Origin of the sequence: Streptomyces sp. NPDC020742 (assembly GCF_040641675.1) — a bacterium.
GTDB lineage: Bacteria > Actinomycetota > Actinomycetes > Streptomycetales > Streptomycetaceae > Streptomyces.
The window spans coordinates 66621-88846 of record NZ_JBFAEA010000007.1; the positions used below are offsets into that span (position 1 = coordinate 66621).

Sequence of the window (22226 nt, forward strand, 5' to 3'; positions counted from 1 at the left end):
CCGTTGCGGGGCCCCTCCGAGGCCTGACGGCGGCCTGACCGATGCGCGGCGAACACGCGGGATATGCGTGCGGCGCGGCCCTCGGCTACCTCGGCGACCTGATCGCGGCAGACCCCCGGCGCGGCCATCCGGTGGCTGCCTTCGGCCGGGCCGCGGCCCGCGTCGAACGGCTGCTGTGGCGCGACCACCGGGGCTACGGGACGGTGCACACCGCGCTCTGCGCGGGCGGTGCGGCCGCCGCGGCCGCGCTGCTGGAGCGTGCGGTGCACCGCCGCCGCGGCGCTCACCTCGCGCTGACCGCGGCCACGGTGTGGGCGGTGCTGGGCGGTACCTCGCTCGGCCGGGAGGCCCGGGCCGTCGGGGGTGCGCTCACCGCGGGCGACCTGGAGGTGGCCCGGGAGCGGCTGCCGCACCTGTGCGGGCGTGATCCGCAGGCGCTGGACGGGCCGCAGATGGCGCGTGCGGTGGTGGAGTCGGTGGCCGAGAACACCTCGGACGCGGTGGTCGGCGCCCTGGTGTGGGGCGCCCTCGGCGGCGTCCCGGGCCTGGTGGCGTTCCGGGCGGTGAACACCCTGGACGCGATGGTGGGTCACACCTCGCCGCGCTACCGCCGCTTCGGCTGGGCCTCGGCCCGCCTCGACGACCTCGCCGGCTGGCCCGGCTCGCGACTGACCGCCGCCCTGGCCGTCCTGGCCGGGCCCGACCGGCGCGGTGCGCTGCGGGCCTGGAAGGCGGACGGCGGATCCCACCCGAGCCCCAACGCGGGCCCGGTGGAAGCGTCGTTCGCGGGCGCGCTCGGCGTACGGCTGGGTGGCACCCTGGCGTACGGCGGACGCATCGAGCACCGGCCGGTGCTCAACGGCGGGGGGCGCCCGGCCACGGCGGACGACATCGAACGGGCGGTCCGGCTCTCCCGCCGGGTCGGCGCGCTGGCCCTGGCGGTGACGGTGGCCGGACGGCTGGCGGCGGGCGCGCTGCGCGGCGCGACCGCACCCGGCGGGCACCGCGGCCGCAGGACGGGGAGGACCCTGAGCATGACCCTGAGCTTGAGGAAGACGGCCCGGTGAGCGGACGGTTGAGGAGAGCCGGCGGGCTCGGCGGCGGCCTGCTGGTGGCCGGTACGACGTCCGACGCCGGTAAGAGCGTGGTGACGGCGGGCATCTGCCGCTGGCTGGCCCGGCAGGGCGTCCGGGTGGCGCCGTTCAAGGCGCAGAACATGTCGCTGAACTCCTTTGTCACCCGCGAGGGTGCGGAGATCGGCCGGGCGCAGGCGATGCAGGCCGCGGCGGCCCGGGTGGAGCCGACCGCGCTGATGAACCCCGTACTGCTCAAGCCCGGCGGCGACCGCAGCAGCCAGGTGGTGCTGCTGGGGAAGCCGGTGGGCGAACTGAGCGCCCGCGGCTACCACGCGGGGCGGCAGGAGCGGCTGCTGGGCACCGTCACCGACTGCCTGACCGAGCTGCGGCGGACGCATGACGCGGTGATCTGTGAGGGCGCCGGCAGCCCCGCCGAGATCAATCTGCGCCGTACCGACATCGTGAACATGGGCCTGGCCCGCGCCGCCCGGATCCCGGCCGTGGTGGTCGGCGACATCGACCGGGGTGGGGTGTTCGCCTCCTTCTTCGGCACCACCGCGCTGCTGTCGAAGGAGGACCAGGCGCTGGTCGCCGGGTACCTCGTCAACAAGTTCCGGGGCGATGTGACGCTGCTGGAGCCGGGGTTGGACATGCTGCGCTCGCTCACCGGCCGGGCGACGCTGGGCGTGTTGCCGTACGCGCACGGGCTCGGCATCGACGAGGAGGACGGACTCCGCGTGTCACTGCGCGGCACGGTCCGCGAGAGCGTGGTGGCCCCGCCGCACGGCGCGGACGTGCTGCGGGTGGCGGTCTGCGCGGTGCCGCTGATGTCGAACTTCACCGATGTGGACGCGCTGGCCGCCGAGCCGGGCGTGGTGGTGCGGTTCGTGGACCGCCCCGAGGAGTTGGCCGACGCCGATCTAGTGGTGCTGCCCGGCACCCGCGGCACCGTGCGCGCCCTTGCGTGGCTGCGCGAACGCGGGCTGGCGGACGCGCTCGCCCGCCGGGCCGCCGAGGGCCGCCCGGTGCTGGGTATCTGCGGCGGCTTCCAGATGCTCGGCGAGCACATCGACGACGAGGTCGAGTCGAAGGCGGGGGCGGTCGAGGCGCTCGGGTTGCTGCCGGTGCGGGTGCGGTTCGCCGTCGAGAAGACCCTGGCCCGGCCGGTGGGCGAGGCGCTGGGCGAGCCGGTGGAGGGCTACGAGATCCACCACGGCGTGGCCGAAGTGGCCGGCGGCGACGAGGAGTTCCTGGACGGCTGCCGGCGCGGCGCGGTCTGGGGCACGCACTGGCACGGCTCGCTGGAGAGCGACGGCTTCCGCCGGGCGTTCCTGCGGCGGGTGGCCGCCGACGCGGGCCGGGCGTTCGTACCGGCCCCGGACACCCGCTTCGGGGCGCTGCGCGAGGAGCAGCTGGACCGGCTCGGCGACCTGATCGAGGAGCACGCGGACACCGGCGCCCTGCTGCGGCTGATCGAGGAAGGGGTGCCGGAGGGGCTGCCGTTCGTGCCTCCGGGGGCGCCATGACGGGTACGCACGCAACGGACCGGGGAGCCGACCGCGACGTGGAGGACGACACAGCATGACAACGGTGCAGAGCACGACCCCGCAGTACCCCTTCACCGCGGTCGTCGGGATGGACGACCTGCGGCTGGCGCTGCTGCTGAACGCGGTGAGCCCCGCGGTCGGCGGAGTGCTGGTGCGCGGTGAGAAGGGCACCGCCAAGTCCACCGCGGTACGGGCGCTGTCGGCGCTGATGCCGGCCGTCGACGTCCTCGGCGGCTGCCGCTTCGCCTGCGCGCCCGACGCGCCCGACCCCGGCTGCCCCGACGGCCCGCACGGGTCCGGTCCGGCCGAGCAGCGCCCGACACGGATGGTCGAGCTGCCGGTGGGTGCCTCGGAGGACCGGCTGGTCGGCGCGCTGGACATCGAACGGGCGCTGTCGGAGGGCGTGAAGGCCTTCGAGCCGGGCCTGCTGGCGGACGCCCACCGCGGCATCCTCTACGTCGACGAGGTCAACCTCCTCCACGACCACCTGGTGGACCTGCTGCTGGACGCCGCCGCCATGGGCGCCTCGTACGTGGAGCGGGAGGGCGTCTCGGTGCGGCACGCCTCCCGCTTCCTCCTGGTCGGCACCATGAACCCGGAGGAGGGCGAGCTGCGGCCGCAGCTGCTGGACCGGTTCGGGCTGACCGTCGAGGTCGCCGCCTCCCGGGAGCCCGACCAGCGGGTCGAGGTGGTCCGCCGGCGGCTGGCCTACGACGCCGACCCGGCCGGCTTCGCGGCCCGCTGGGCGGACGAGGAGCAGGCGCTGCGCGGGCGGATCGCCGCGGCGCGCGCGCTGTTGCCGGAGGTCCGGCTGGGCGATGCGGCGCTCCGGCAGATCGCCGCGACCTGCGCCGCGTTCGAGGTGGACGGGATGCGCGCGGACATCGTGATGGCGCGCACCGCGACCGCCCTGGCCGCCTGGGCGGGCCGGAGCGACGTCCGGGAGGAGGACGTCCGGCAGGCCGCGCTGCTGGCGCTGCCGCACCGCCGGCGCCGCAACCCCTTCGACGCGCCCGGCCTCGACGAGGACAAACTCGACCGCACGCTGGAGGAGTTCGGCGCGGACGAGGACACGGACGGCGAGGACGATCCGGAGCCGGACGGCCCGGACGGCGGCCCCGACGGGGGTGGTCCGGGCGGCGGGCACCCGCCGCAGGACGGCGGGCCCGAGGAGGCGCCGCTGCCGCCGGGCACCGAACTGCCGCACCAGCAGGAGCGGGAGGACCCCCGCGGCCCTTCCCAGGAACCGCCGGCGGCCCCGGAGTCACCGGCTCCGCCGGCGTCCGAGGACGGTCCGGACGCCCCGGCCGGGCAGGGTGTGGCCGGGGAGAAGCCGGCGGTCGGCGCGGCCGAGCCGTTCCGCACCCGCCGCCTCGACGTGCCGGGCCTGGGCGAGGGCGCCGACGGCCGCCGCTCCCGGGCCCGTACCGCGCACGGCCGGACGACCGGGGCCCGCCGCCCGCACGGCGCGTTGGGCAAGCTGCACCTCGCGGCCACCGTGCAGGCCGCCGCCCCGCACCAGCGGGCGCGGGGGCGGCGCGGCGCCGGCCTGGTGGTACGCCGGGACGATCTGCGCGAGGCGGTGCGCGAGGGCCGGGAGGGCAACCTCGTGCTGTTCGTGGTGGACGCCTCCGGCTCGATGGCGGCGCGCAAGCGGATGGGCGCGGTCAAGGGCGCGGTCCTCTCGCTGCTGCTCGACGCCTACCAGCGGCGCGACAAGATCGGCATGATCACCTTCCGGGGGTCCGGCGCGGAGCTGGCGCTGCCCCCGACCTCCTCGGTCGAGGCCGGCGCCGCCCGGCTGGAACAGCTGCCGACCGGCGGCCGCACCCCGCTCTCCGAGGGGCTGCTGCGCGCCCACGAGGTGCTGCGGGTGGAGCGGATGCGCGATCCGGCCCGCCGCGCCCTGGTGGTCGTGGTCACCGACGGGCGGGCCACCGGTGGCCCCGAACCGCTGGCCCGGGCCTCCCGGGCGGCCCGACTGCTGGCCGCCGAGGGCACCGCCTCGGTGGTAGTGGACTGCGAGGCCGGGCCGGTACGGCTCGGGCTGGCCGGCGAGCTGGCACGAGCGCTGCAGGGCACCGCCGTCACCCTCGACGAGCTGCGCGCGGACAGCGTCTCCGCGCTCGTACGGACCGTTCAGGGCACCAGGACCGCTCACGCCAACAGGAAGGCCGCGTAATGCCGCAGGGACAGCCGTCCGTCGTACCGAACGACGGGCTCACCACCCGCCAGCGCCGCAACCGCCCGCTGGTCTTCGTCCACACCGGTCAGGGCAAGGGCAAGTCGACCGCGGCCTTCGGGCTGGCGCTGCGCGCCTGGAACCAGGGCTGGCCGGTCGGGGTGTTCCAGTTCGTGAAGTCGGCCAAGTGGAAGGTCGGCGAGGAGCGGGCGCTGAAGGTGCTCGGCGACTCCGGCGAGGGCGGCACGGTCGCCTGGCACAAGATGGGCGAGGGCTGGTCCTGGGTGCAGCGCGACTCCCAGTTCAGCAACGAGGAGGCGGCCCGGGAGGGCTGGGAGCAGGTCAAGCGGGACCTGGCCGCCGAGACCTACCGGCTGTACGTGCTGGACGAGTTCGCCTACCCGCTGAAGTGGGGCTGGGTCGACGCCGAGGAGGTCGTCTCGGTGCTGCGGGACCGCCCCGGTACGCAGCACGTGGTCATCACCGGGCGGGGCGCCCCCCAGCCGCTGCTGGACTTCGCCGATCTGGTGACGGACATGACGAAGGTCAAGCACCCGATGGACACCGGCCAGAAGGGCCAGCGGGGCATCGAATGGTGAACCGGGTGAGCAGGGCATGAGCGGCGGCTCGATACCGCGGCTGGTGATCGCCGCGCCGTCGTCCGGCGCGGGCAAGACCACGGTGGCCACCGGCCTGATGGCGGCGTTCGCCGAGGCGGGGCTCACCGTCTCGCCGCACAAGGTGGGGCCGGACTACATCGACCCGGGGTACCACTCGCTGGCCACCGGGCGGCCCGGCCGCAACCTGGACGCGTACCTGTGCGGTCCCGGCCGGATCGGGCCGCTGTTCCTGCACGGCGCCGCGGGCGCCGATCTCGCCGTCGTCGAGGGCGTGATGGGACTGTTCGACGGCGCCTCGGGCATGGGCGAGCTGTCGTCCACGGCGCAGGTGGCCAAGCTGCTGCGGGCGCCGGTGGTGCTGGTGGTGGACGCCTCCTCGCAGTCCCGGTCGGTGGCCGCGCTGGTGCACGGCTTCGCGTCCTGGGACCCGGAGGTGCGGCTGGCCGGGGTGATCCTCAACAAGGTCGGCTCGGACCGCCACGAGCAGCTGCTGCGGGAGGCGATGGAGTCCTCCGGCGTGCCGGTGCTGGGGGCGCTGCGGCGGGACGGCCGGGCCGGGACGCCGTCCCGCCACCTGGGCCTGGTGCCGGTCGCCGAACGACGGGCCGAGGCGGTTGCGTCGGTGCGGGAGCTGGCCGCCCGGGTGCGCGAGGGCTGTGACCTCGACGCGCTGCTGGCGCTGGCGCGCACCGTGCCGGAGCTGCCGGACGCGCCCTGGGACCCGACGGCCGAGGTGCGCCCGGAGGCCGCAGCGCCGGGGACCGGGCGGCCGCTGATCGCGGTCGCCGGCGGCGCCGCCTTCACCTTCTCGTACGCCGAACACACCGAGCTGCTGGCCGCGGCGGGCGCCGAGGTGGTCCCTTTCGACCCGCTGCACGACGAACAACTGCCGCCCGGCACCCGTGGGTTGGTGATCGGCGGCGGCTTCCCCGAGATGTACGCGCCGGACCTGTCGGCGAACGAGCCGCTGCGCGCCGCGGTGGCCGCCCTGGCCGCGTCCGGGGCACCGGTGTCCGCCGAGTGCGCCGGGCTGCTGTACCTCTCCCGCTCGCTGGACGGGAAGCCGATGTGCGGGGTGTTGCCCGCCGAGGCCCGGATGACCGAGCGGCTCACCCTCGGCTACCGGGAGGCGGTGGCGCTGGGGGACAACGCGCTGGCCGCCGCCGGAACCCGGGTGCGGGGCCACGAGTTCCACCGCACGGCCCTGGACCCGGGCGCCGGCCCGGACCCGGCCTGGGGCCTGACGCACCCGGAGCGGCGGGTGGAGGGCTTTGTGACCGGCGGGGTGCACGCGTCGTACCTGCATGTGCACTGGGCCGCCGAACCATCGCTGGCCGGGCGGCTGGTGGCGAGCGCGGCCCGGGGCGCGCCGGCGGGCACCCGATGACCGCCGCCTGCCAAGACCCGCACGGCCCGCCGGCCTTCGGGTGGGGAACCGGCGCGCCATGACCGGCCGGGCCGCCGGCGCGCCGGGCCCGCCGCTGGTCGTCGGCGTGGGGGCCCGCCGGGGCGTGCCGGCGTCCGAGGTCGTGGAGCTGATCGGGGCCGCGCTGGCGGCGTCCGGGTGTGCGGACCGGCCGGTCGTGGCGCTGGCGACGGTGACCGCCAAGGCGGCCGAGCCGGGGCTGGTCGCGGCGGCGCGGCAGTTGGGGGTGCCGCTGCGGGCGTTCCCGGCGTCGGCGCTGGCGGCCGTACGGGTGCCGGATCCCTCGTCGGCCGCGGCCGCCGCCGTCGGGACGCCGAGCGTCGCCGAGGCGGCCGCGCTGCTGGCCGCGGGGCCGGGGGCCGAACTGATCGCCGGCAAGCGGAAGTCGGCGCCACCGGGCCGACCGGCCGGTGCGACCTGTGCGTTGGCCGGTGCGGCAGTAACGGACGGCGGTGCCCTTACCGCTGGTAGGAAGGGAGCACCCGCCGCCCCGGCGCCCGCTGCCGCTATCGTCGTGACCTCTCCCGGCCCGCCCGCTGGCCGAGACCGGGGGAGCACGGCGGTTGTCGGTGGCGCGGCGGCCGACAGCGAACCCACCGGCACCAAGGAGACCTCGTGACCACCCCTCCCTCACTGCTCATCGCCGGTCACGGCGCTCGCGACGACGGCGCGGCCGAGGCCCTGCGCGCGCTGGTGCGCATGCTCGCCGCGCGCCACCCTGACGTGCCGGTGGCCGGCGGTTTCTTCGGGACGCCGGGCACCTCGCTGCCGCTGGCGGACGCCGTCGACGAGCTGGCCGCGCGCGGCGCCGGCCACCTTGTGGCGATACCGCTGCTACTGGCGCCGGCCGGGCCGGTGGCCGAGCCGCTGCCGGTGGCGCTGGAGCGGGCGGTGCAGCGCCACCCGGGGCTCGGCCACACCTGCGGCGCCGCGCTGGGCCCGCACCCCCGGCTGCTGGACGCGCTGGAGCGGCGGCTGGACCAGGCGCTGGGCGACGGCGCCCGCACCCCCGAGTACCGGTCCCGTACGTCGGTGCTGCTGGTGGGGCGCGGGTCGACCGATCCGCACGCCAACGCCGAGGTGGCGCGGGCCGCGCGGCTGCTGTGGGAGGGGCGCGGCTTCGCCAACGTGGAGATCGCGTTCGTGGCGCAGGCGGCGCCCGATGTGCCGGCCGGCCTGGACCGCTGCCGGGCGCTGGCCGCCGCGGCCCCGGGTGACGGTCGGCCGGGCCGGATCGTGGTGGCGCCGTACTTCCTCTTCCCCGACGGGCTGTTCGAGCGGCTGTGCATGCAGGCCGAGGGCTGGGCCGCGGCGCACCCCGGCATCGAGGTGTACGGGGCGCCGGCGATCGGCTCCGAGCCCGAGGTCGCCGAGGTCGTCATGGCGCGCTACCAGCAGGCCCTGGCGGGACCGTCCCGGGCGGCGGCGGGGGACGCCCGGGACGCGCACCGCGGCGGTCCCCACGACGCCCGGGTGGCGGCCGGGGCCGGGGACCGGTGAGCATGCCGGCGCCCACCGACGCCGTACGGGGCGTCCGGCCCGGGCTGGACGCCCCGGTGCCCGAGCCCGACCTGCGGCACCACGGCGATGCCGAGGTCCGGGACGCGGACGGGGCACTGACGGACCTGGCGGTCAACGTCCGCACCGGCACTCCCCCGGCCTGGCTCAAGGAGCGGATCGCCGCGTCGCTGGACTCGCTCGCCGCGTACCCGGACGGGCGGGCGGCGCGCCGGGCGGTGGCGGCGCGGCACGACCTGCCGCCGGAGCGGGTGCTGCTGACGTCGGGGGCCGCGGAGGCCTTCGTGCTGCTCGCCCGGGCGGTGCGGGCGCGCCGGCCGGTCGTGGTGCACCCGCAGTTCACCGAGCCGGAGGCGGCGCTGCGGGACGCCGGGCACCGGGTCGGGCGGGTCCTGCTGGCGGAGCGGGACGGCTTCCGGCTGGACCCGGACGCGGTGCCCGAGGACGCCGACCTGGTGGTCATCGGCAACCCCACCAACCCGACCTCCGTGCTGCACCCGGCCGGCGCGCTGGCCCGGCTGGCCCGGCCCGGCCGGACGCTGGTGGTGGACGAGGCGTTCATGGACGCGGTGCCCGGTGAGCGGGAGTCATTGGCCGAACGCACCGACCTACCGGGGCTGGTGGTGCTGCGCAGCCTCACCAAGACCTGGGGGCTGGCTGGGCTCCGGGTCGGCTATGCGCTGGCCGCCCCGGAGACCGTCGGGGCGCTCCAGCAGGCGCAGCCGCTGTGGCCGGTCTCCGGGCCCGCCCTGGCCGCCGCCGAGGCGTGCAGCGCGCCCGGCGCGCTGGCGGAGGCGGCCGCCGCGGCCGAGCAGATCGCCGTGGACCGGGCCCATCTGCTGGCCCGGCTGGGCGAGTTCGGCCAGGTCCGGGCGGCCGGCCCGGCCGCCGCGCCGTTCGTACTGATCCAGCTCTCCGAGGCGGCGGCGGTGCGCCGAGCGCTGCGGACCCACGGCTTCGCGGTCCGGCGCGGGGACACCTTCCCGGGCCTGGGCCCCGACTGGCTGCGCCTGGCCGTCCGCGACCGGGCGACGACGGACCGCTTCGCGGCGGCCCTGGCCGAGGTGCTCGGGGGCTCCCGGTAAGGCGTCCCGTGCCGCCCCCGTCGTCCGCCCGCAGGCCCCCGCCGGGGGCCGTGAGCGCTCCACAGGCCGCCCCGCCCCCGGCGAGGGTGGGGCGGCGGCCGTCACGGCCCCTCTTCGGGCCGTACGGCCGCCGCCCCGGCCGTACCCCGTGGCCGGAGCCCCCACAGCACCGGTACGGGGTACGGGTCCATGGGCCGCTCAGTCGCGGCCGCCCTGGGCCGCGGTGGCGCGGCGGCGGCGGGTGAGGACCATCGTTCCGGCGCCCGCGGCGACCAGCAGCGCGGCGCCCCCGGCGAGGTAGGGGGTGGCCGAACTGCCGCCGGTCTCCGCGAGGTTCTCGGTGTTCGGCCGGGAGCCGGCCTGGCTCACCGGGGTGTCCTTGCCGTCGGCGGGCTTGCTGTCACCGGCCGGCCGCGGGTGGCTGCTCGGGCTGCCGCCGGTCCCGCCGGAGCCGCCCGGATCGGGCTTCGGGGCGCCCGGCGCGGTGCAGCCGGCCCGGGCCAGGGTGACGCGCCCCCGGACGTCGGCGACATTGAGCTTCAGCGGGTTGACCGAGACGTTCAGGTCGAGCGCGGTGGCCGCGGCGCTCTTGGACGTGGTGCTCTTCTTCGACAGGTCGAGCCGCACCTCGCCGACGCCCGGCACCTTGACCTCCGTCGTGCCGCCCGCCCGGAGCGTGACCTTCTTGCCCAGGACGCGGACGCTGCCCAGCACGTTCGCCTCGGCACGGGGCGCGGCGCCCGGTGCGCAGACCGCTTTCGCGGTGACCTGCTGCACCTCGATCAGGGACAGCAGCGGCAGGCCGGGCAGGTGCACCTTGGCGTGCACGAGGTTGGCGTAGCCCTCGGTCCGGCGGCCGTCGGCAGTGGCGCGTGCGGTGGCGACATCGGCGCGCAGAACGCTGAACGGCCGGCCGTGGTCGATGCCGTCGAGGTCGACGGTGAGCGCGGTCTTGTCGGCGGAGGCCGGGGCGTGCACCTCGTTGAGGGCGACGTTCAGCGGGACGTCGAGCGTCTTGTTGAGCAGGCCGACGTTCAGGCCGGTGCGCAGGACGACGGCATCGGCGGTGCCGCGGGCCGGGCCGTGACCTCCGGTGGCATGGGCGGGCGCGGCGCCGAGCAGGACGGCCGGGCCGGCCGTGAGCGCCGTGGCGACGAGGGTCGCGGCGAGACGCCGGGGCATGCCGGTGGAGCGGGCGGGACGGATGGACACGTGTGTGGAACCCCCACGAGAGAAATGGAGCCGCCGGCCGCGCCAATGGGGGACATCACGCGGGCCGACGACCTCGACCCGCACATGGTGTCCGTACGGAGGGTGAACGGGGAGCCACGTGGCGTCAGTTCATCCCAATGGGTGGTTTCCGCGTGCACATTCGATTCCCCCAGCACGGGGGGCCACCCTCGTCACAGCGGCCCCACCCAGGGGGTGACCCGTGTTGACCGGCGGATGCGGCACGGCGGCCCACAGGGCCCGTACCGCACCGCCAGCCCGGCCGCACGCCGGACGGCCGCTAGCCGACGACCCGGCCGCGCAGCACCACCCTGCGGGGCGCCGCCAGGACCCGGACGTCCCGGCGCGGGTCGCTCTCGTAGACCACCAGGTCCGCGGAGGCGCCCTCGGTGAGGCCGGGGCGGCCGAGCCAGTCCCGGGCGCCCCAGGTGGTGGCGGAGAGCGCGGCCTCGGCGGGCAGCCCGGCCCGGGTCAGCTCCAGGACCTCGTCGGCGATCAGGCCATGGGCCAGGGACCCGCCGGCGTCGGTGCCGGCGAAGATCGGCACTCCGGCGTCGTAGGCGGCCCGCACGGTGTCGTAGCGGCGGTCGTGCAGCCGGCGCATATGTTCCGCCCAGCGCGGGAACTTCGCCTCACCACCGGCGGCGAGCTGCGGGAACGTGGCGATGTTGATCAGCGTGGGGACGATCGCCACCCCGCGCTCGGCGAACAGCGGGATGGTCTCCTCGGTGAGTCCGGTGGCGTGCTCGATGCAGTCGATCCCGGCCTCGACGAGCGGGGCGAGGGACTCCTCGGCGAAGCAGTGCGCGGTGACCCGGGCGCCGAGCCGGTGCGCCTCGGCGATGGCGGCCTCGACGGCGCCGCGGGGCCAGCAGGCGGACAGGTCGCCGGTGGAGCGGTCGATCCAGTCGCCGACGAGCTTGACCCAGCCGTCGCCGCGGCGGGCCTCCTGGGCGACGTAGGCGACCAGGTCCTCCGGCTCGATCTCGTGCGCGTAGTTGCGGATGTAGCGCTTGGTGCGGGCGATGTGCCGGCCGGCGCGGATGATCCGGGGCAGGTCCTCCCGGTCGTCGACCCAGCGGGTGTCGGAGGGCGAGCCGGCGTCGCGGATCAGCAGGGTGCCGGCGTCACGTTCGGTGAGCGCCTGCTTCTCGCTGGTGGGGGCGTCCACCGGGCCGTGCGCGTCCAGGCCCACATGGCAGTGGGCGTCCACCAGGCCGGGCAGCGCCCAGCCCTCGACGGTGGTGGCATCGCGTGCCATGACCGGTCGGTCGAAGGTGACCCGGCCGCCGACGACCCACAGCTCGTCGCGCACGTCGTCCGGCCCGACGAGGACCCTCCCCTTGAGGTGCAGCACCGCACCTTCCTCACTCATGGACGTCATACCGGCACTCTAAGGGCCGGCGGGGGCTGCGGAGAGTGCCGGTCCGGTCGCGGCCGGAGGGCCGGCGGCACGAAACGGGCGGGGCATTCCCCGCCCGTTTCCCCAAAAGTTGCCGCATGGCGTTGTGAGTCTTGCCATGACTTTGCCGGGCACGTTTACATGGGCCTCACGCCAGAGTCTTCAGTGGCGAATTCCCAATTCACTGGAAGCATAGCTTCCCGTATTCTTCTGCCCGCTTTTCCGCAGCTCAAACGCCAAGATTCCGCAAGGGCAGAGTCCCGTAATTCGGACGCATCTCAGGCACGTTACGGACCTGTGACCGACTACACACCGTGTCCGTTTCGCCCCGAACATCCTGGTCAAATCGGTACAAGTTGCTGCCGCATCGCACGCCCGGGCGCGCCCGCGCGATAACACATCACAAGCACTTCCGTAACCCCTGCCCGCGATGCAATTTCCCTTTCCCCTGGGTAAATTTAATTTCCATGACTGCCGCACAAGCAGACCATGCAGGTGCCCGTAGCGATATCAGAGAATTCCCGGAGGGCTACAAGCTCGACACACCACGCGTAGAGGACGGAGCCGCGATCTGGCGCATCGCCCGCGACTCCAAGGTGCTGGACCTCAACTCCTCCTACAGCTACCTCTTGTGGTGTCGTGACTTCGCCGCCACCTCCGTCGTCGCCCGTGACGCGGAGGGCGAGCCGGCCGCCTTCCTGACCGGCTACGTCCGCCCCGAGCACCCGGAGACCCTGGTCGTCTGGCAGATCGCCGTCGACGGTGCGCACCGCGGCAAGGGGCTGGCAGCCGCACTCCTGGACGGGCTGGCCGCCCGGGCCCAGCAGGAGCTGGGCATGCGCTACGTCGAAACCACCATCACCCCGGACAACGCCGCGTCCAACCGGCTGTTCGCGTCCTTCGCCGAGCGGCACTCAGTGCCGATCAAGCGGGACGTGCTCTTCGACGCGGGGCTGTTCCCCGAGCAGGGCCACGAGCCGGAGGTGCTGCACCTCATCGGCCCGTTCACCCCATCGGCCCCCGGGTAGAAGCGCCCCCAAGGGCCGCGCGACCCCCCGTACCGCCGCGGCCGGCGGATCCGGCGCCCCCCGATACGGCCCGGACCGCCCCTCCGACTTCCTCATCCTTCGCACTCATCTCCCAGGAGCATGCTGTGACCATCACCCAGCCCGATCTGAGCGTCTTCGAAACCGTCGAGTCGGAGGTGCGCAGCTACTGCCGTAGCTGGCCCACCGTCTTCGACCGTGCCCAGGGCAGCCGCATGACCGACGAGGACGGCCACACCTACCTCGACTTCTTCGCCGGCGCCGGATCGCTGAACTACGGCCACAACAACCCGGTCCTCAAACGCGCCCTGATCGACTACATCGAGCGGGACGGCGTCACCCACGGTCTGGACATGTCCACCACGGCCAAGCGGGCGTTCCTGGAGTCGTTCCAGAACATCATCCTGCGGCCGCGGGACCTGCCCTACAAGGTCATGTTCCCGGGCCCGACGGGTGCCAACTCGGTCGAGGCGGCGCTGAAACTGGCCCGTAAGGTCAAGGGCCGCGAGTCGATCGTGTCCTTCACCAACGCGTTCCACGGCATGTCCCTGGGTGCGCTGGCGGTCACCGGTAACTCCATGAAGCGGGCCGGTGCCGGTATCCCGCTGGTGCACGGCACCCCGATGCCGTTCGACAACTACCTGGACGGGCAGACGCCGGACTTCCTGTGGTTCGAGCGGCTCCTGGAGGACCAGGGCTCCGGTCTGAACAAGCCGGCCGCGGTGATCGTGGAGACCGTGCAGGGCGAGGGCGGTATCAATGTGGCCCGCGCCGAGTGGCTCCGCGCGCTCGCCGACCTGTGCCGCCGCCAGGACATGCTGCTGATCGTCGACGACATCCAGATGGGCTGCGGCCGTACGGGTGCCTTCTTCTCCTTCGAGGAGGCGGGCATCGTGCCGGACATCGTGACGGTCTCGAAGTCCATCAGCGGCTACGGTCTGCCGCTGGCGCTCACCCTGTTCAAGCCCGAGCTGGACATCTGGGAGCCGGGCGAGCACAACGGCACCTTCCGCGGCAACAACCCCGCGTTCGTCACCGCCGCCGCCGCGCTGGACACCTACTGGGCCGACGGCCAGATGGAGAAGCAGACTCTCGCCCGCGGTGAGATCGTCGAAGCGCACCTGAAGGCCATCGTCCAGGAGCACCCCGGCACCTTCGCCGAGTACCGCGGCCGCGGTCTGGTGTGGGGCCTGGAGTGCAACGACAAGGAGCTGGCCGGCAAGATCGCGGCGCGCGCCTTCGAGCTGGGTCTGCTGATCGAGACCTCCGGCCCGCAGAGCGAGGTCGTCAAACTGCTGCCCGCACTGACCACCACCCCCGAGGAACTCGACGAGGGTCTGCGCATCCTCGGCCGCGCGGTCCGCGACTGCGCCTGACCGGCACCGAGTTCCACACCGTTCCACAGAAAGGCACCGACTCACCGTGATCGTCCGATCCTTCCAGGACATCGAAGGCACCGACCGCCACGTCAAGGCGAAGTCCGGGACGTGGGAGAGCAAGCGCATCGTGCTCGCCAAGGAGCGCGTGGGCTTCTCGCTGCACGAGACCGTGCTCTACGCGGGCACGGAGACGTCGATGTGGTACGCCAACCACATCGAGGCCGTCGTCTGCACCGAGGGCGAGGCCGAGCTCACCAACGACGAGACCGGGGAGAAGCACATCATCACGCCCGGCGTGATGTACCTGCTCAACGGGCACGAGAAGCACACCATGCGGATCAAGAAGGACTTCCGCTGCCTGTGCGTCTTCAACCCGCCGGTCACCGGGCGGGAGGACCACGACGAGAACGGCGTCTACCCGCTGCTGACCGAGCCGGACCCCGAGCCGGAGACGGTCTGAAGCGTCCCTCTCCACCAGCCACCGCTGGGAGGTGCCCCCAGCCGCCCGGCAGCGCCGAGGAAGGCACGCCCCGCCCGTAAGCCAGATTCCGTACGAGAGGAGAGGAAGGCAACACCATGACCACCGCACCCGAGCGCACCGCCGACCTGTACCCGACCCGTGGGACCGCCGAGGTCATCACCCCGCGGAAGGACCCGGTGGTGTGGTCGCAGCCCGGAACGGCCGGCCCGTTCGCGCCGTCCGAGCTGAGCGACTTCGAACGCGACGGCTTTTTCGCCATCGGGGAGCTGCTGACGGCGGAAGAAGTCGCGGTGTACCGCACCGAACTGGACCGGCTGGTGCTCGACCCGACGATGCGCGCCGACCCGCGCTCCATCGTCGAGCCGAAGTCGCAGAGCGTCCGGTCGGTGTTCGAGGTGCACAAGATCAGCGAGGTCTTCGCCAAGCTGGTCAACGATCCGCGGGTGGTCGGGCGTGCCCGGCAGATACTCGGCTCGGACGTCTATGTCCACCAGTCGCGGATCAATGTGAAGCCGGGCTTCGGTGCCTCCGGCTTCTACTGGCACTCGGACTTCGAGACCTGGCATGCCGAGGACGGTCTGCCGAACATGCGCACCGTGTCGGTCTCGATCGCGCTGACCGAGAACTACGACACCAACGGCGGCCTGATGATCATGCCCGGTTCGCACCGGCACTTCGTCGGGTGCGAGGGCGAGACGCCGAAGGACAACTACAAGCGGTCCCTGCAGATGCAGGACGCGGGCATCCCGTCGGACGAGGTGCTGACGAAGATGGCGGACGAGCACGGCATCCGCCTCTTCACCGGCAAGGCCGGCTCGGCGACCTGGTTCGACTGCAACGCCATGCACGGCTCGGGTGACAACATCACGCCGTACCCGCGCAGCAATGTCTTCATCGTCTTCAACAGCGTGGAGAACACGGCGGTGGAGCCGTTCGCGGCTCCGGTCCGGCGCCCGGAGTACATCGGGGCGCGGGACTTCACGCCCGTGAAGTAACGGGCAGGCGGCGGGCAGACGCAGCACACCGGTGGCGCGGCCGCCGCACGGCAGGGTCCGTGCGGCGGCCGCGCCGCGTCGTGCTTCCGCGCCGACCGGCTGGGGGCACCTCCCAGCGGTAGCTGGGGGGGGGAGGGCGGCGCCTCAGTCGTCCAGCGCCGGGTAGTCCAGGTAACCGGTGTCGTCGCCCCCGTAGAAGCTGGCCCGGTCGGGGGTGTTGAACGGGCCGCCGGCCGCGAGCCGCCGGGGCAGGTCGGGGTTGGCCAGGAAGAGCGCACCGTACACCAGCAGGTCGGCGGCGCCCTCCTCGACCAGCGCCAGCTCCTCGGGTCCGGTGGGCCGGCCGTCGATGGCCGGGTTGAGCAGGAAGGTGCCGCCGAACCGCTTGCGGAGCCGGGCCAGCAGCTCGGTGTCGTGGACGTCGCAGGTGTGCAGGTAGGCCAGGCCCAGCGGGGCGATGGCGTCGACCAGCGCGGTGTAGGTGGCCTCCGGTGCGGGCTCGGAGATGTCGTTGAAGGGGTTGCCGGGCGAGAGCCGCAGGCCGGTGCGGTGTGCGCCGACGGCGTCGGCGACCGCCCGGGTCACCTCGATGGCGAAGCGGGCACGGGCCTCGTCGGAGCCGCCCCAGGCATCGGTGCGCAGGTTGGTGTTGGGGGCCAGGAACTGGTGGACGAGGTAGCCGTTGGCACCGTGGATCTCCACCCCGTCGAACCCGGCGTCGACGGCGTTGCGGGCGGCGGCCGCGAAGCCGTCGATGGTCTCGCGGATCTCCTGGTCGGTCAGCTCGCGCGGGGTGACGAAGTCGGTGGGGCCGTCCTGGGTGAAACCCTGGCCGGCCGCGCGGACCGCGGAGGGGGCGAGGGGCACCAGACCGTCGGGCAGCAGCACCGGGTGGCCGATCCGGCCGCCGTGCCACAGCTGGGCGAAGATCTTCCCGCCGGCGGCGTGCACCGCGTCGGTGACCGCCCGCCACCCCGCGACCTGCTCGGGGCTGTGCAGACCGGGGGTGAGCGGATAGCCGCGGCCTATCGGGTCGGTCTGGGTGGCCTCGGTGATGATGAGCCCCGCCGAGGCCCGCTGGGTGTAGTAGCGGACCATCGACGGGGTGGGGACGCCCTCGGCGGTGGCGCGGTTGCGGGTCATCGGCGCCATCACGATGCGGTTGGCGAGCGGGGTGCCGGCGAGGTCGACGGGGTCGAAAGCGGTGGTCACCTGAGGGCCTCTCAACTGTGCTGCGGGAAACGGTCCTTACCCGTTACATCATCCCCCCTCAACACCGCAGGTCGGCCCCCCATTCCCGGTCTCCGGGAGCCGGACCGCGAAGCCCCTTCCGCAGATCATCGCGACGGCGCCTCCTGGGCCAGCAGCGACAGCAGCAGATCGGCGTCGTCGGTGGAGTTGTAGAGGTGGAAGGCCGCGCGCAGCAGTCCGCCGCGCACCGAGATCCGTACGCCGGCCTCGGCCAGCCGCGCTTCGGCGCCCGTGAGGCCCGGGGTGGAGACGATCGCCGAGCCGGGAGCGGGGCGCGGGGTGAGACCGCGCTCGGCCAGCCCCCGGCGGTAGTACGCGGCGAGCGCGGTGTTGTGGGCGTGGATGGCCGGCACGCCCAGCTCCTCGATGAGGGCGAGGGAGTGCTCAGCGGCGACGTAGGAGAAGTGGGCGTGCGGCTCGTCGTACCGCCGGGCGGTGGTGGCGGGCTTGATCAGACCGTAGTTGGAGTCGCCGAGGTCCTCGCCGGCGACCCAACCGGCGTGCAGGGCGGGCGGCCAGTCCGGACCGTCGGTGGCACCGTCGGGCTCGCCGCCGAACGCCAGGAAGGTGGTGCCGCGCGGGCACAGCAGCCATTTGAAGGCACCGCTGACGAGGTAGTCGAACTCGGCGGCGCGCAGTGGCAGCCACCCGGCGGCCTGGGTGGCGTCGAGCAGGGTCCGCGCACCGTGGGTGCGGGCGGCCTCCCGCACCGCCGCCAGGTCGGCGATCCGGCCGTCCAGCGACTGCACGGCGCTGAAGGCGACCAGCGCGGTGCCGGGGCGCACCGCATCGGCGAGCGCCTCCAGGGGGACGGTGCGCAGCGTCAGGCCCGGGTGGGTCCCGAGCGGGTTGACCAGGGAGCTGAAGTCGCCCTCGGGAGCGAGGACTTCGGAGCCCGGCGGCAGGGAGGCGGCGATCAGCGCGCAGAGCACGGCGACCGAGCTGCCGAGGGCGACGCGCTCGGCAGGGACGTCCACCAGCCGGGCGAAGGCGGCCCGCGAGGCGTGCGCGGCGGCGAAGTAGTCGCGGCCCATGGTGCCGTAGGAGGTGGACTCCTCGACGGCCGCACGGAGGGCGGCGGCGCTGCGCCGCGGGAGGAGACCGCTGGAGGCGGAGTTGAGGTACGTCGTCTCGGGCGCAAATTCGGCCCCGCCGAGTGGCTGCTGTCGCTGCATGCCCCCACTGTGCTCGGCGCGGCCGCCTTCGTCCATGGCGCCGCTCAGGCGCCGGGCACCGCGCAGCCGTCGTCGCCGCACACCTCCGCGTCGCCGGTGGGCAGGATCTGCACCGCGCCGTCGGCGTGCGCCCGCTCCAGGGCCTGGCGGAAGACCTCGGCGGGCTGGCCGCCGGAGATGCCGTAGCGGCGGTCGATGACGAAGAACGGCACGCCCGTGGCGCCCAGCTCGGCGGCCTCCCGCTCGTCGGCGCGGACGTCGGCGGCGTAGGCGTCGGGGTCGGCGAGGACCCGGGCGGCCTCGTCGGCGGGCAGACCGGCCGCGACGGCGGTCTCCTTCAGGACGGCGGGGTCGCCGAGCGGGCGGGCCTCGGCGAAGTTGGCGCGGTAGAAGCCGTCCAGCAGGGCGTCCTGGACGCCGTGCGCCTTGCCCGCGTGCAGCAGGCGGTGCAGGTCGAAGGTGTTGCCGTGGATCCGGTCGGAGCGGTAGTCCAGGCCCTCCCCCGCGGCGGCCGCGGCGACCCGGGCCTCCATGCCCTCGGCCTCCGCGCGGCTGACGCCGTACTTGGCGGCCAGCATGTCCAGCACCGGGATGTCGGTGGGGGCCGGCGCCTTCGGGTCCAGTTCGAAGGAGCGGTGCACCACCTCGACCTCGGCGCGGTGCGCGAAGGCGGCCAGCCCGGCCTCGAAGCGGGCCTTGCCGATGTAGCACCAGGGGCAGGCGATGTCGGACCAGATTTCGACGCGCATGTGCTGACTTTCCTCGTCGGGGTGGTGTCGTCGGTGCAACCGCGCGGGGTGGTGGGCTATTCCGCGGGTACGTTCCGGGCATGACCTCGCCACAGGGATTCCTCGGCTTCTGGGAGACGACCGGGTCCGCCAAGACCTTCACCCACCCCCTCGACACGGAACTGCTGGACGCGTACGTCCCGCGGTCGGCGCGGGTACTGGACTACGGCTGCGGCTACGGGCGGCTGACCGCCGAGCTGGCCGCGCTGGGGTACGGGCGGGTGCAGGGGGTGGACGTCTCGGCGGCGCTGGTGGCGCGGGGGCGGCGGGAGCACCCGGAGCTCGCGCTGCGGCGGTGCGCGGAGCTGCCGCTGCCGTTCGGGGACGGCTCGTTCGACGCGGCGCTGCTGTTCGCGGTGCTGACCTGCGTGCCGGTGGACGCGGACCAGGCGGCGATCGTCGGGGAGCTGGGGCGGCTGGTGCGCCCGGGCGGGGTGCTGTACCTGAGCGATGTGCCGGTGCAGCACGATGCGCTCAACCAGGAGCGCTACGCGCGTTATGCGGAGCGGTACGGCACGTACGGGGTGTTCGAGACGCCGGACGGCGGGGTGTTCCGGCACCATCCGCCGGAGCGGCTGCGGGGGCTGGTGCGGGCGGCGGGCTTCTCGGTGGTGGCGGAGCGGACGGGGTCGGTGGGGACGCTGGACGGGCGGACGGCCGAGCGGCTGCAGCTCATCGCCCGGCGGGAGGCCACTGCGGCGCCGGACGCTGCCGGGGTAACAGGTCCAGCGTCAGGGTGAGGTGGGTGGCGTCCGGGGTGGGCCGGCGGTCGGGGTCGGGGAGCCAGCCGAGGCGGGTGTAGAAGCCGCGGGCCCGGTGGTTGTGCCACAACACCTCGAGGACGGCCCGGGTGAAGCCGGCCGAGTGCCAGGCCCGCAGGCAGGCGGTGTGCAGCGCCCGGCCGACGCCGGTGCCCCAGTGGTCCGGATCGACGTGCAGCTGGTGGAGGGCGACGGTGGGCCGGGAGGCCGGGGCGGGGTCGGTGCGCGGGGGATCCCCCCGCGCCGTTGAGGCGTGGGCGAGGTAGGAGGCGGCACCCAGGACCGTGCCGTGGCGTTCGGCGCACAGCGCGGGGGTGTCACCGCGGTCCAGGCACCGGGCCCAGGCGTCGTGGCAGCGTGCCTGCTCGGCCCGGGTGTCGAAGGGCGCGCCGGGGTGGCGGGCGCGGTGGTGGGCGGCGCGGGCGCCGGTGTGCAGGGCGGCGATCGCGGCCAGGTCCGCGCGGGTGGCCGCGCGGACCCGTACGGCGGCTCGGTCGGCCGCGGGCATCGCGGTCACCCTCGTTCGGGGCGGCCGTCGACCTGGCGGGGCAGGCCGAGCGGGTTGTCCTCACGCAGTTCGGGCGGCAGCAGCGCGGGCGGGGTGTCCTGGTAGGCGACCGGCCGCAGCCAGCGTTCGACCGCGGTGCCGCCCACCGAGGTGGAGGTGGAGGTGGTGGCCGGGTAGGGACCGCCGTGGTGCTGGGCGGGGGCGACGGCGACGCCGGTCGGCCAGCCGTTGACCACGACCCGGCCGGCGAGCGGGGTGACCTCGGCGAGCAGCCGGGCGCCGCGCCCGGCCTCGTCGCTGCCTGCGCTCTCGGCGGCGCCGAGCTGGAGGGTGGCGGTGAGGTTGCCGGGGAGCCGGGCGAGGACGGCGCCGATCTCGGCGGGGTCGGAGTAGCGGGCGACGACGGTGACCGGGCCGAAGCACTCGTCCAGCAGGAGGTCGTGCGGCCCCTCGGTGGCCAGGCGGGCGGCGGGGACGGTGAGGAAGCCGGCGCTGACGGTGTGCTCGCTCCCGGCGCCGGGGGTGACCGGCGCCTCGACGTCGGGGAGCTGGGCGCGGGCGGCCACGCCGGCACAGAACGCCTCGCGCATCCGCTGGTCGAGCAGCACCCCGGCCTCGGTGTCGCTGACCGCGGCGGTCAGGGCCGCGAGCAGCCGGTCACCGGCCTCGCCGGCGGGCGCCAGGACCAGGCCGGGCTTGACGCAGAACTGGCCGACGCCGAGCGTCATCGAGCCGCCCAGCCCGACGCCGAGCTGATCGGCGCGCTCCTGTGCGGCGGCCTCGGTAACCACGACCGGGTTGAGGCTGCCCAGCTCGCCGTGGAAAGGGATCGGGTGCGGGCGGGCCGCGGCGGCGTCGTACAGGGCGCGTCCGCCGCGGACCGAGCCGGTGAAGCCGGCCGCGGTGATCAGCGGATGGCGGACCAGGTCGAGGCCGGCCTGGAAGCCGTGCACCACGTTCAGCACGCCCTCCGGCAGCCCGGACTCGACGGCGGCGCGGCGCAGCAGCGCGGCGCACAGCTCGGAGGTGGCGGGGTGGTCGGGGTGCGCCTTCACGACGACCGGGCAGCCGGCGGCCAGCGCGCTGGCGGTGTCGCCGCCGGGGACGGAGAAGGCCAGCGGGAAGTTGCTGGCGGCGTAGACCGCGACGGGGCCCAGCGGGATCTTGTAGCGGCGCAGGTCGGGCCGGGGCGGGGTGAGAGCGGGGTCGGCGTGGTCGATGAGCACGCCGAGGAAGCCGCCGTCCTCGACCAGGTCCGCGAAGGCCCGCAACTGGTAGGTGGTGCGGGCGAGTTCACCGGTGAGCCGGCCGGGGCCCAGCGCGGTCTCGGCGTCCGCGGCCTCCACGACCGCGTCGCCGGCCTCGTCGAGCAGCCCGGCGGTGCGGCGCAGCAGCGCGGCGCGGGCGGTGCGGTCGGCGAGTGCGGTACGGGCCGCGTGGGCGGCGCGGACCGCGGCGTCCACCTCGTCGGCTGTGGCCTCCACCGCAACCTGTTCCCGTCGCTTCCCGGTGCGGGGGTCGACACTCCAGACTGGTGCTGCTGCTGCCGCTGCCACCGTGATTCCTCCCGGGCGATGCCGTACCGAGTGGTACTGGGTCGTGCTGGACGTGCTGGGGCGTACTGGACGTGCTGGTGCGTACCGAGTTGCTCCGAGGCGCGCCGGGCGCTCCGGGCCGTTCCGGGATCTTGGGACCGTGCCACACACCGGATCTCGTTCGATATGCTGAACACCATCCCGGATGGTGAACAACTGGG

General features: G+C 74.6%; 19 protein-coding genes and 1 pseudogene. 13 read left to right on the forward strand and 7 right to left on the reverse strand.

The window, feature by feature from the left end; translation table 11 throughout:
* Positions 1 to 41 precede the first annotated feature (41 nt).
* The 8 genes and pseudogenes from AB0G84_RS15190 (at position 42) to cobC (ending at position 9454) form a co-directional block, all read left to right on the forward strand.
* On the forward strand, positions 42 to 1067 hold the full coding sequence (locus tag AB0G84_RS15190) for a cobalamin biosynthesis protein (RefSeq protein WP_361320160.1): 1026 nt from the start codon (positions 42 to 44) through the stop codon (positions 1065 to 1067).
* Positions 1064 to 2602, forward strand: a complete 1539-nt coding sequence (locus AB0G84_RS15195) for a cobyric acid synthase (protein ID WP_361320162.1) — start codon at positions 1064 to 1066, stop codon at positions 2600 to 2602. Before AB0G84_RS15190 ends, AB0G84_RS15195 begins: the two co-directional genes overlap by 4 nt.
* A gap of 55 nt (positions 2603 to 2657) precedes the next feature.
* Positions 2658 to 4805, forward strand: a complete 2148-nt coding sequence (locus AB0G84_RS15200; protein ID WP_361320164.1) for a putative cobaltochelatase — start codon at positions 2658 to 2660, stop codon at positions 4803 to 4805.
* Positions 4805 to 5404, forward strand: coding sequence for a cob(I)yrinic acid a,c-diamide adenosyltransferase (gene cobO, locus AB0G84_RS15205; RefSeq protein WP_361320166.1), 600 nt, complete (start codon positions 4805 to 4807; stop codon positions 5402 to 5404). The genes AB0G84_RS15200 and cobO overlap by 1 nt, the downstream gene beginning before the upstream one ends.
* A 16-nt stretch (positions 5405 to 5420) precedes the next feature.
* Positions 5421 to 6812, forward strand: coding sequence for a cobyrinate a,c-diamide synthase (locus AB0G84_RS15210; protein ID WP_361320168.1), 1392 nt, complete (start codon positions 5421 to 5423; stop codon positions 6810 to 6812).
* Between the two features lie 58 nt (positions 6813 to 6870).
* Positions 6871 to 7278, forward strand: a pseudogene (locus AB0G84_RS15215) (cobalamin biosynthesis protein); the annotation flags it as partial.
* Positions 7279 to 7466: 188 nt separating this feature from the next.
* Positions 7467 to 8351 carry a sirohydrochlorin chelatase gene (locus AB0G84_RS15220; protein ID WP_361320169.1) on the forward strand — a complete coding sequence of 295 codons (885 nt, stop codon included), beginning with the start codon at positions 7467 to 7469 and terminating at the stop codon, positions 8349 to 8351.
* Between the two features lie 2 nt (positions 8352 to 8353).
* Positions 8354 to 9454 carry an Rv2231c family pyridoxal phosphate-dependent protein CobC gene (gene cobC / locus AB0G84_RS15225; RefSeq protein ID WP_361320171.1) on the forward strand — a complete coding sequence of 367 codons (1101 nt, stop codon included), beginning with the start codon at positions 8354 to 8356 and terminating at the stop codon, positions 9452 to 9454.
* 198 nt (positions 9455 to 9652) lie between these two features.
* Here cobC and AB0G84_RS15230 read toward each other — a convergent pair whose 3' ends face one another.
* On the reverse strand, positions 9653 to 10636 hold the full coding sequence (locus AB0G84_RS15230; RefSeq protein ID WP_361320543.1) for an SCO1860 family LAETG-anchored protein: 984 nt from the start codon (positions 10634 to 10636) through the stop codon (positions 9653 to 9655).
* A gap of 328 nt (positions 10637 to 10964) precedes the next feature.
* Positions 10965 to 12068: an amidohydrolase family protein gene (locus AB0G84_RS15235; protein WP_361320173.1), complete on the reverse strand. Its 1104-nt coding sequence runs from the start codon at positions 12066 to 12068 to the stop codon at positions 10965 to 10967.
* A gap of 485 nt (positions 12069 to 12553) precedes the next feature.
* On the opposite strand from AB0G84_RS15235, the gene ectA reads away from it, so the two are divergent.
* From ectA to thpD, 4 genes are all read left to right on the forward strand, one after another.
* Complete coding sequence (gene ectA / locus AB0G84_RS15240) at positions 12554 to 13114, forward strand: diaminobutyrate acetyltransferase (protein WP_361320175.1); 561 nt, start codon at positions 12554 to 12556, stop codon at positions 13112 to 13114.
* 125 nt (positions 13115 to 13239) lie between these two features.
* The gene (gene ectB, locus AB0G84_RS15245) at positions 13240 to 14508 is read left to right on the forward strand and encodes a diaminobutyrate--2-oxoglutarate transaminase (RefSeq protein WP_361320177.1); all 1269 of its coding nucleotides are present in this window, start codon (positions 13240 to 13242) and stop codon (positions 14506 to 14508) included.
* Between the two features lie 46 nt (positions 14509 to 14554).
* Positions 14555 to 14971 (forward strand): ectoine synthase, encoded by a 417-nt coding sequence (locus AB0G84_RS15250; protein ID WP_361320179.1) that lies wholly within the window; start codon positions 14555 to 14557, stop codon positions 14969 to 14971.
* Between the two features lie 116 nt (positions 14972 to 15087).
* Positions 15088 to 15987 (forward strand): ectoine hydroxylase, encoded by a 900-nt coding sequence (thpD, locus tag AB0G84_RS15255; RefSeq protein WP_361320181.1) that lies wholly within the window; start codon positions 15088 to 15090, stop codon positions 15985 to 15987.
* A gap of 144 nt (positions 15988 to 16131) precedes the next feature.
* Here thpD and AB0G84_RS15260 read toward each other — a convergent pair whose 3' ends face one another.
* The 3 genes from AB0G84_RS15260 to AB0G84_RS15270 form a co-directional block, all read right to left on the reverse strand.
* Positions 16132 to 17199, reverse strand: a complete 1068-nt coding sequence (locus AB0G84_RS15260) for an alkene reductase (protein WP_361320183.1) — start codon at positions 17197 to 17199, stop codon at positions 16132 to 16134.
* 125 nt (positions 17200 to 17324) lie between these two features.
* On the reverse strand, positions 17325 to 18413 hold the full coding sequence (locus AB0G84_RS15265; RefSeq protein WP_361320185.1) for an aminotransferase class V-fold PLP-dependent enzyme: 1089 nt from the start codon (positions 18411 to 18413) through the stop codon (positions 17325 to 17327).
* A 44-nt stretch (positions 18414 to 18457) separates the two neighbouring features.
* A complete protein-coding gene (locus AB0G84_RS15270) occupies positions 18458 to 19162 on the reverse strand; it encodes a DsbA family oxidoreductase (protein WP_361320187.1) in 705 nt (234 codons plus the stop codon).
* 80 nt (positions 19163 to 19242) lie between these two features.
* Between AB0G84_RS15270 and AB0G84_RS15275 the strand changes: the two genes are divergently transcribed.
* Positions 19243 to 19941 carry a class I SAM-dependent methyltransferase gene (locus AB0G84_RS15275; protein WP_361320189.1) on the forward strand — a complete coding sequence of 233 codons (699 nt, stop codon included), beginning with the start codon at positions 19243 to 19245 and terminating at the stop codon, positions 19939 to 19941.
* Here AB0G84_RS15275 and AB0G84_RS15280 read toward each other — a convergent pair.
* Positions 19874 to 20470 carry a GNAT family N-acetyltransferase gene (locus tag AB0G84_RS15280; protein ID WP_361320191.1) on the reverse strand — a complete coding sequence of 199 codons (597 nt, stop codon included), beginning with the start codon at positions 20468 to 20470 and terminating at the stop codon, positions 19874 to 19876. The two genes, AB0G84_RS15275 and AB0G84_RS15280, sit on opposite strands and share 68 nt — an antisense overlap.
* A 5-nt stretch (positions 20471 to 20475) precedes the next feature.
* On the reverse strand, positions 20476 to 22026 hold the full coding sequence (locus AB0G84_RS15285; RefSeq protein ID WP_361320193.1) for an aldehyde dehydrogenase (NADP(+)): 1551 nt from the start codon (positions 22024 to 22026) through the stop codon (positions 20476 to 20478).
* Between the last annotated feature and the right edge of the window lie 200 nt (positions 22027 to 22226).